Source organism: Myxococcus sp. CA039A (assembly GCF_013336645.1).
Classification (GTDB): Bacteria; Myxococcota; Myxococcia; order Myxococcales; family Myxococcaceae; genus Myxococcus; species Myxococcus llanfairpwllgwyngyllgogerychwyrndrobwllllantysiliogogogochensis.
The window spans coordinates 1-9,392 of record NZ_JABUMQ010000389.1 but is presented as its reverse complement, the minus strand read 5'-3'; the positions used below and the strand labels follow the sequence as shown (position 1 = coordinate 9,392).

Genomic DNA, 9,392 nt, shown 5'->3' with positions numbered 1-9,392 from the left:
GCCCTCGGGCCCCCGCCCCAACGCCGCCCGCGAGGAGCGCGTCCGCATGACGCCCCTGCGCAAGCGCGTGGCGGAGCGCCTCATCCAGGCCCAGTCCAACGCCGCCCTGCTCACCACCTTCAACGAGGTGGACATGGGCGAGGTGATGGCGCTGCGCAAGAAGTACAACGAGAAGTTCCAGGCGAAGCACGGCGTGAAGCTGGGCTTCATGAGCTTCTTCGTCCGCGCGTCGATTGAAGCCCTCAAGGCCTTTCCCCAGGTCAACGCGGAGATTGACGGCGAAGACGTCATCTTCAAGCACTACTACGACATCGGCGTGGCGGTGAGCGGCAGCCGCGGCCTCGTCGTCCCCGTCCTGCGCAACGCGGACAAGCTGTCCCTGGCGGAGCTGGAGAAGGGCGTCGCGGACCTGGGCACCCGGGCTCGCAACGACAAGCTGGGCCTGGCCGACCTCCAGGGCGGCACCTTCACCATCACCAACGGCGGCATCTTCGGTTCCATGCTGTCCACGCCCATCATCAACCCGCCGCAGACGGGCATCCTGGGCATGCACAACATCGTGGACCGCGCCGTCGTCCGCGACGGGCAGATTGTCATCCGCCCCATCATGTATGTCGCACTCACCTACGACCACCGGCTCATCGATGGCCGCGAGGCCGTCCAGTTCCTCGTGCGCGTGAAGGAGTGCATCGAGGACCCGGAGCGCCTTCTCCTCGACGTCTGAGTTGTAGGTGACGCGCCGCGCCGCGACTTACCAGGGAGGCCCGAGCTCAGTGCAACTCGGGCATTCCAGGCCGCTGGCTGGACTTCCAGGCAGGCGTTTCACTACAACTGGACATTGTCTCCCGGTCGTCGGGGGGCGGGAAGAACGGGCGGCTCTCACACGTCGCCCCGCGAGACTGAAGGAAGTGCAATGGCAACCGGTACCGTGAAGTGGTTCAACGACGCGAAGGGCTTCGGCTTCATCACCCAGGACGGCGGAGGTGAGGACGTTTTCTGCCACCACACCGCCATCAACATGGATGGCTTCCGCACCCTCGCCGAGGGTCAGAAGGTGGAGTTCGAGGTGACGCGCGGCCCCAAGGGTCTGCAGGCGCAGAACGTTCGCGCGGGCTGAAACGTCGTCGTAGGTCCTGGCCCTTCCGCGCGGAGGGCCGATGAACGGAGGCCCGCCCCTGGAGTTGAGGGAACCGGGCCTCTTGCTTTTGCGGGGTACGGGGACAGGCCCCGGGCGCGAACGCCCGGAGCCCGGAATCACATCACAGGTTCTTCTTGAAGTGCTCCATGACGCGCTCCCACTGGCGCTCCTTCACCAGCGGGTCCGGCACCATGTGCGTCAGGCCGCTGAGCGGCAGGAGTTCATGGGGCTTGCCGGCGCGGAAGAGCGCATCGCTGAGCTTGAGCGTGTGGAAGAAGTACACGTTGTCATCCGCGGTGCCGTGGATGAGCAGCAGCTTGCCAATGGGCTTGTCCGTCTTCGCGTAGGTGAGCAGCGAGCTCTTCTCGTACGCCTCCGGGTGCTCCTGGGGCAGGCCCAGGTAGCGCTCGGTGTAGTGGGTGTCGTAGTCGAGCCAGTCCACCACCGGGGCGCCGGCCACCGCGGCCTTGAAGACGTCCGGGCGCTTGAGGGCGGCGAGCGCGGCCATGTAGCCGCCGAAGCTCCAGCCCTCGATGCCCACGCGGTTGATGTCGATTTCCGGCAGCACCTTCGCCAGCTCCTGGATGGCGGCGGCCTGGTCTTCAATCGTGATGGTGGCGAAGTCGTACTTCACCTCGCGCTCCCACGCGGCGCCGCGCAGCGGGGTGCCGCGCCCGTCGAACTTCACGACGATGAAGCCGTGGTCCGCCATCCACTGCGGCATCAGGTGTGCCGCCATGCTGTGGTGGACGACGGTGGTGGTGGGGCCGCCGTAGACCTCCACGATGACGGGCAGCTTCTTGCCCGGCTTGAAGTCACGCGGGCGGGTGATGGAGGCCCAGAAGCCCTTGGGGCCCACCTGCCGCACCTCGGTGTTGGGGATGAAGGGCGGCTCCTGCGCGACTTCGGGCAGCTCGCCCAGCTTCGTCCCATCCGCGCGCAGCACCTGGGTGCGGCTCATGCTCTTCAGGCTGGAGCCGTTGACGACGAGCACGTTGCCGTCGCGTGAGGCGGAGCCGCCTTCGACGCCGTCCTTGTTGCCCGTCACGCGCTCCGGCGCGCCGCCCGCCTTCACGCGCCACAGCGCGCTCTGCGTGGGGTTGGGGCCGCCGTTGAAGTACAGGGTGCGGTCCTTCTGGACGAAGCGCGTCATGCCGCGGAAGCCCGCGTCCGGCTTCACCACGCTGCGCTCCAGCGAGCCGTCCGCCTTGCGCTGCTCCACCTCGGGGCCGCCGTTGCGCTCGGTGTACCAGAGGAAGCCACTGCCATCCTCGAGCCACAGCGGGAAGTCCTGCTCCAGGTTGAGCCAGGCGGAATCCTTCTCCACCAGCAGCTCGCGCGTCTTGCCCGTGGCGGGGTCCACCGCGAGCAGCTGCTGCTCGGTCTGCACCCGGTTCTGCACGAGGATGGTGAGCGGGGCGCCCTTCGCCCACGTCACGGTGGCCAGGTACGGGTACTTCGCCGCATCCCACTGGACCCAGGTCGTCTTGCCGCCGGTGACGGGGGTGACACCCAGGCGCACCTTGGCGTTGGGCTTGCCGGGGCGCGGGTACGCGAAGATTTCGCCGCCGCGCTCGGGGTGCATCACATCGACGATGGTGAGCTTCTCCACCTCGGCGGTATCGGACTCGGTGTAGGCCACCGACTTCGCGTCCGGGCTCCACCAGTAACCGGAGAAGCGGCTCATCTCCTCCTGGGCGACGAACTCGGCCACGCCGTGCGACTTCGCGTCGGAGCCGCCCTTGGTGACCCGCTGTTCCTTGTTCGCGGCGACGTCGATTCGGTAGACGTCATTGTCCCGGACATAGGCCACCTGCTTGCCGTCCAGGGAGAAGCGCGGGTCCAGCACGCCGGGGCCCGTCTTGAGCTCCGTCACCTTGCCGCTGGCGCGCTCCACCACGTAGAGGCGGCCGGACAAGGGGACGAGCAGGCGCGTGCCGTCATCCGAAACCTGGTACGAGGTGAAGCCTCGGGCGCTGACGCGCATGCGCTCGCGGCGGGCCTTCTCCTCGGGGGTGAGCGTCTCGTCGGAGCCCTTGAGAATCGCCTCGGGAGTGAGGACCTCCTTCGTCTGCCCGGACGCCACGTCGAACGCGTAGAGCGTCTGCACGTTGGCGGTGGGCTGGGTGCGAAGGAAGAGGACCTGCTTCTCGTCGGGGGTGATTTTGATGCTCACCGGGCGACCGCTCGAGAAGTTGCGGGTCTCCGTGAGCTGTCGCAGGAAGGTGTCTTGCTTCCGCTCCGTCTGGGACATGGGTAGGGGCTTCATCTCCTGGGCGAGTGCGGACGTGCTCACGAAGAGGAGCGCGGCGGTAAGTACCTGGCGCATGGGTCGTCGAAATCCCGCCGGTGGCGGGGCTCCTTTCACGGAAAGGTGCGGGGGAGCCTACACTCGGCCGCCGCGCAAGCTGAGCAAACCCACAACGGACGTGAGGATTCCCGAGGGATGCAGACCGAAGACGACGCCCCGCGGCACCTGAGGCTGGCGGGCATCATCCGACTGGGGCTGGGAGGCGGGCGAGGGCCCTCGGACGCCTATGTCTTCGACCCCCATCGGCTGGCGCTCCCTTCGTGGGCGTGCGCGCTCGGGGAGTCGGGCTCCCCTGCCCTCCTGGTGACGCTCGACAGGCACCTGGACGTGGTGGTGCCGCGAGAGCCCGGGAAGGTGCCCGACCGCTCGGCGGGACTGCGCGCGCTGGACGAGCACGCCCGGTGGTCGCTGGACGTGCGCAACTACGACCACATCCTCGCGGCCATGGAGGCGGGGCTGGTGGGGGATGCCTTGCTGGTGGCCAGGACTCGGCCCCGGGGCTCCTTCGCGGGCGAGACCTACGTGGACACGAAGGGTCGCTCGCACCGACTGGTGGTGGTGCCCACCGTGGACCGCGCGTCCGAGGCGTGGAATCACCCCGCGCCCGGTGACGCGGTGCGAGATGTCCTGGAGCGCGCGGACCAGGTGTTGCTCGACATCGACCTGGACTGCTTCACGTCGCTGAGCGACGCGGACCCGACGACGGTGATTCCGTGGCCTCGCGCCATCATCCGCGAGTTCCTCCTGCCCGAGGGCTCCGAGGATTTCTGGGACGCGGTGCTGAAGCGCACGGTGGCGATGACGCTGGCGCGCGAGCCGCATCACTGCGGTGGATTGCTCGCCTCCGGTGAGTTGTTCCGCGATGCGGCGGAGGTTCTGTTCCGCGAGCTGCTGCGCGTCGAGCCGCCGTGAGGCACGGCGGCGCCGGTTCGGAGTGACTCCGCGCGAACGTGGCGAGCTGAACGAGCCACTGTGAGCGAGCCGGCACCCGTTCGTGGCGACTCAGCGCTACAACGACAAGCTGAGCGAGCCGCTGTGAGCGAGCCGGCACCCGTTCGTGGCGACTCAGCGCTACAACGACAAGCTGAGCGAGCCGCTGTGAGCGAGCCGGCACCCGTTCGTGGCGACTCAGCGCGACAACGACAAGCGGAACGAGCCGCCGTGAGCGAGCCGGCACCCGCTCGCTGCGACTCAGCGCTACCACGACAAGCTGAGCGAGCCGCTGTGAGCGGGAGCAGCACCGCTGGACGCGCTACAGCGGCGAGTCGAGGAAGCTCGGCCGCAGGTCCGTGACCTGACCGCCCGCGAGCGAGAAGCGGCTGCCCACGGGAGGACGGTCTCCATTGAGCACGTAGCCGAAGTCGAGGCGGAACGGCACGACGTTGAACTGGGGGAACAGCACGCGCAGGCCCACGCCCACCGACGTCACCATCTCTGGCCTGTCGTTGAACGCGCTGCCCGAGTCCAGGAAGAGCACCCCGCCGACATGCACCGTTTTGACGACGACGGGCGCGGTGCGGTACTCCACGTTCACCAGCAGCATCCGCTTGCCGGAGTACTCATCCGCCGGTGCGCCGCGAAGCCCGTTGCCACCGCCCAGCAGCGTGATTCGGTCGAACAGGTCATCGATGTTCACATCCAGCAGGCCGCGCGCGACAAAGCGCCCGCCCAGAATCTTGGGCGACACCTGCGCCAGCTCCGCGGCCCAGTGGCGGTTGTTCCACGTCGCGCCCTCACCGAGCTGCCGACGGATGGCGCCTGACGCGGACACGGTGGTGAGCGCCTCGCCCCAGCGAAGGCGGTAGCGCGCCGCGAGCCCCGCCTCCGTGAAGTGGTTGTCGTCCCCGAAGACAGGAGGCGCATAGCGCACCGTCGCGGAGACCCAGTGCCCCATCTGGTAGTCCTCCGAGAGCACGTACGAGTCCACGTCGCGCAGCACCTCGTACCGCGCCTCGAAGGCACGCAGGGACAACGAGGCGTAGCCCGCGTCCTCCGCGCGCGGCAGGTAGTTGCGGCGGAACCAGTCGGACTGACCCTCCGTCAGCATCGACGAGGAAGGCGGGTCGTAGGAGTAGTGGTACGCGCCCAGCGAGCCACTCACGTTCCACTTGTAGCGCAGGCCATACGAGCGCGTGTACGAGGCCGCGCCAGCGACCTCCTCCGTCCGGTACACGTAGGGCACCGTCGGGCCGTCGGGATACGGGAGCTGCCATATCTCCGCGCCCCGGTAGATGCGATTGGTCTCCACGTTCCACGCGACGGACGTGCTCACGCTCCACGGCGTGGACAACGAATAGAGCGGACGGCTGACGGAGAGACTTCCCCGCGAGCCCTCGGCCTTGCCGCTCTCGCGTCCGATGATGAGCGCGGCGGACTCACTCAAGGACCAGCGGCTGCCCAGCACGCGCGGGTCGGTGTAGCTCTGTCCGAAGCTCAGCGTGTCCAGGCGGAGGGTGAAGTCCAGCGCCAGCTTCTTGCCTCGGCCCAGGAAGTTCTGCTCCGTGCCCTGGAGCCGCAGGTACTGCAGCAGAGAGCCCACCGCGGAAAAGTCACTGTTGAGGCGCAGCGACCAGATGTCCTTGGTGACGACGAGCAGCGCCACCGTCCCGGGCACCTTCCCTTTCACCGGGACGACTCGCACCACGGAGAACAACCGCAGCCCCCGCAGGTTGCGCGCCGTCTCGTCCGCGAGCCGCGTGGAATACGGCTGCCCCGGTGGGAGCAACACCTCGCGTCGGACGACCTCCTCGCGGGTGCGGATGTGGAAGATGTTGAGGAAGTTCGGATACGGGTCGCTCTCCGCGACCACTTCCTCGGTGTCGACGAGCACCTCGGCCAGCGGCATGCCCTCGGGTGACGGCTCCAGTTGACGGCCGTGACGCGTCAGCGCCTCGACGATGAGGGCTTCCTCGTAGTTCTCCTGGGAGAGGCCCTGGGGACGCGCTGGCGCGGGCTCCACGGAGGTCCCCGCCGGAGCCTTCTCCCCTTCTTCCGTCGCACGGGCCTCGCCTGGCGATGGAGCAGGAGACGCGACGGCGGGAGCCGGCGTCTCGGGAACGGGCTCCGCCTGGAACGAGGACAGGGTGAGAGGAACGACGATGAGCACGAGCAGCGGGAGCGCCACGCCGCCATCCTGGCATGCGCGGCCTTCCGCGTGAGCATCTTCATCGCACGGTCCTCCGGATTGCGGCGTGGAGCGCCGACTGTCATCCTCGCCCGATGGACGCGGATGCCCGCGAGTACCGCGCGATTCAGACGTTCTACGGACAGCGCCGCGCTCGACGCTCCGGCATCCCATACCTGCACCACATCGACGAGGGCCTGTGGGTCCTCCGAGCCCTGGGCGCGAGCGAACACGCCCAACACGCGTACTGCCTGCACCCGCTGGTTCAGGAGGATGACGTACGAGCCGCCGCCTGGGCCCACGCGCTCGCCACCGGGGCGGACCTCTCCGGGCCTCCCGTCGACGGTGTGAGCGATGAGCCGCGTGTCCTCGCGCTCGCGCTGGACTATCGGGAGACCGCCAATGCCGCACTGTCCCATCGACCGGACCTGAAGGGGCCCGACGACATCGCGCTCAGCGCCGAGCCCGAGGTCAACGACATGCTCCGCGCCGACAAGGTCCAGAACTACAAGGACTTCATCCGCCATCACCGAGGCAGCCATCCCAGGTCCGCCGAGCTGGAGCGCTATTTCCAGGCGTGGCTCGCGCGACTCGACGTGTCCCCGGAGCAGCTCACACGCTGGCACGCGGCGCTCGAACACCTCCAGGACAACATCCCCCGTACCTGACGCTGTCCCGGGCCGCGCGCCCTCCTATGAGGCTCCTCGACGGCCCGCGGCTCCGTCATGGCGCCTCAGTGAACCTCTCGTGCGTCCTGTCCACGAGGAACCCGAGACACGGCCCGCGGCTCCGTCATGGCGCCTCAGTGAACCTCTCGTGCGTCCTGTCCACGAGGAACCCGAGCCACGGGCCGGCTCGGCCCTCGGTCGCTCGTCGGGCCGCTCGGAGTGGCAGTCCCTGGAGTGCGGCGTCGCCTCTTCCGCGGCGAAAGGTCCCCACCGAAAAACCCGGGTGTAATCCCGACCAGGAGCGGGCGTCTTCCTGGGTGAAGGCGGACAGCCCCTCTCATCACGAAGGGCGGGCCCGCCACGAGCACTCAGCCTTGGAGGCGTCGTCACCCATGTCCGGCTCCCACCAACACACTCCTTCGACACCTGGCCGGGCCTTCGCGCTGGGCATCGGCCTCAACCTGGCCTTCGTCGCCGTCGAGGCCACCTTCGGCTTCATCTCGGGCTCACTCGCGCTGCTCGCCGATGCGGGACACAACCTGAGTGATGTGCTCGGGCTGGTGCTCGCCTGGGGCGCCAGTGTGCTGGCCCGTCGCAAGCCCACGGAGCGTTACACCTACGGACTGCGCGGCGCGTCCATCCTGGCCGCGCTCCTCAATGCGCTGCTCCTGCTTGTCGCGGTGGGCGTCATCGGCTGGGAGGCGGTGCAACGATTGGGGCAACCCGCTCCCATCGCCACGGGTACCATCATGCTCGTGGCGGGAGTGGGTACGCTCATCAACACCGCCACCGCGCTGCTGTTCTGGAAGGGGCGCCAGAGCGACCTCAACATCCGAGGCGCCTTCCTGCACATGGCCGCCGACGCGGGCGTGTCGCTCGGCGTCGTCCTGGCCGGCGCCCTCATCTCCTTCACCGGCTGGATGTGGTTGGACTCCGGGGTGACGCTCGGCATCGCGCTCCTCATCCTCGTGGGGACCTGGGGGCTGCTCCGGGACTCCGTCAACCTGGCCCTGCATGCCGTTCCCGCGAACATCGACATGCCTTCCGTGCGGCTTCAGCTGACCCAGTCACCCGGCGTCGCCGAGGTGCATGACCTCCACGTCTGGGCCATGAGCACCACCGAAGCGGCACTCACGGCGCATCTCGTCGTGAGCGAGCAACCGCTGGACGACTCGCGCCTGAGCCACCTCAAGCGCCTGCTCCATGACCGGTTCGGCATCGAGCACGTCACCCTGCAGCTCGAATCGGACACGGCCCGGAATTGTCGCCCGCTCGCATCCAACGACGCTGTCTCCCCCTGCCTGTGAACGACGCCAGCTCCCCATGCACCCCACCCTCCGAGCCCATTTCGACCACGAACTCCAAAGCGCCTCCGAGTCCCAGACCCGGGGCGACTTCCAGGCGGCGTGGCACTTCCTGGAACGTGCCCATGTCCTGAGCCAGGCCCATGCATGGCCCCACCTCCAGGTGCATGGCGCCATGTTCGTCTGGGCCTGGCGGCACGGTGACGTCCGGGAGCTGTTCGGACAACTCCCCCGCTTGTTGCTGGCTGCGCCCGGGTCCTGGCTCGGACGCGCGCCGCGGGGAAACACCGGGGGCGCGAACGTGGGCATCTTCACGCCCCTGCCCGTTCCGGAGGACCTCCAGGACATGCTGCGTCACGAAGCTCCTCCCGCCCCGTGAGGTGAACGTGCCCCGCGAACGAACCATCGGCCTCCACCTCGATGAGACAGACGCGGGACGCCCCAGGCGCGGGGCACCGGTTCAGCGAGCAGGCTCCTTCGCCCTGAAGCGTGTGAGCCCCCAGAACAGCAGGGCCACGGCGGCGATGGCCGCGCCCTGGACGCACACGCCGCTCCAGCCCGCGTGCGCGAACACCAGGGTCGAGGTGATGGACCCGGCGCCACTGCCGATGGAATAGAAGACCATGTAGCCGGCCACCAGCCGACTGCGCGCCTCCGGACGCACGGCGTACAGCTCGCTCTGGTTGGTGACGTGCAAGGCCTGGATGGCGAGGTCCAGGGCGACGATGCCCACGCCCAGCGCCCACAGTGACTTCGGCGCCAGCGAGACGGGCCACCACGAGACCAGCAAGACGACGAGTCCGACGCTGGTGGTCCAGTTTCCCCAGCCCCGGTCGGCCAGTCGCCC

Annotated in this window: 8 protein-coding genes and 1 pseudogene; 6 read left to right on the top strand and 3 right to left on the bottom strand. The window is 68.4% G+C overall.

Features of this window, described 5'->3' with window-relative positions:
* Together sucB and HR086_RS40880 are read left to right on the top strand one after the other, a co-directional pair.
* On the top strand, positions 1-724 hold a 724-nt coding region (sucB, locus tag HR086_RS40885), incomplete at its 5' end, for a dihydrolipoyllysine-residue succinyltransferase (protein ID WP_174468323.1).
* 189 nt (positions 725-913) lie between these two features.
* Positions 914-1,117, top strand: a complete 204-nt coding sequence (locus HR086_RS40880; RefSeq protein WP_015352191.1) for a cold-shock protein — start codon at positions 914-916, stop codon at positions 1,115-1,117.
* A 142-nt stretch (positions 1,118-1,259) separates the two neighbouring features.
* Here HR086_RS40880 and HR086_RS40875 read toward each other — a convergent pair whose 3' ends face one another.
* The gene (locus HR086_RS40875) at positions 1,260-3,467 is read right to left on the bottom strand and encodes a S9 family peptidase (protein ID WP_174468322.1); all 2,208 of its coding nucleotides are present in this window, start codon (positions 3,465-3,467) and stop codon (positions 1,260-1,262) included.
* Between the two features lie 117 nt (positions 3,468-3,584).
* Between HR086_RS40875 and HR086_RS40870 the strand changes: the two genes are divergently transcribed.
* Positions 3,585-4,361, top strand: a complete 777-nt coding sequence (locus HR086_RS40870; RefSeq protein WP_141648867.1) for a UPF0489 family protein — start codon at positions 3,585-3,587, stop codon at positions 4,359-4,361.
* Between the two features lie 340 nt (positions 4,362-4,701).
* On the opposite strand, the gene HR086_RS40865 is transcribed toward HR086_RS40870, so the two are convergent.
* On the bottom strand, positions 4,702-6,573 hold the full coding sequence (locus HR086_RS40865; protein WP_174468321.1) for a BamA/TamA family outer membrane protein: 1,872 nt from the start codon (positions 6,571-6,573) through the stop codon (positions 4,702-4,704).
* A gap of 95 nt (positions 6,574-6,668) precedes the next feature.
* Between HR086_RS40865 and HR086_RS40860 the strand changes: the two genes are divergently transcribed.
* The 3 genes from HR086_RS40860 to HR086_RS40850 all read left to right on the top strand — a co-directional run bounded on the left by HR086_RS40860 (position 6,669) and on the right by HR086_RS40850 (position 8,924).
* Complete coding sequence (locus HR086_RS40860) at positions 6,669-7,241, top strand: hypothetical protein (RefSeq protein ID WP_174468320.1); 573 nt, start codon at positions 6,669-6,671, stop codon at positions 7,239-7,241.
* A gap of 392 nt (positions 7,242-7,633) precedes the next feature.
* On the top strand, positions 7,634-8,548 hold the full coding sequence (locus HR086_RS40855) for a cation diffusion facilitator family transporter (protein WP_174468319.1): 915 nt from the start codon (positions 7,634-7,636) through the stop codon (positions 8,546-8,548).
* A 16-nt stretch (positions 8,549-8,564) separates the two neighbouring features.
* The gene (locus HR086_RS40850) at positions 8,565-8,924 is read left to right on the top strand and encodes a DUF3703 domain-containing protein (RefSeq protein ID WP_174457607.1); all 360 of its coding nucleotides are present in this window, start codon (positions 8,565-8,567) and stop codon (positions 8,922-8,924) included.
* Between the two features lie 81 nt (positions 8,925-9,005).
* On the opposite strand, the pseudogene HR086_RS40845 reads toward HR086_RS40850, so the two are convergent.
* Positions 9,006-9,392 (bottom strand): annotated as a pseudogene (locus HR086_RS40845) (MFS transporter); the annotation flags it as partial.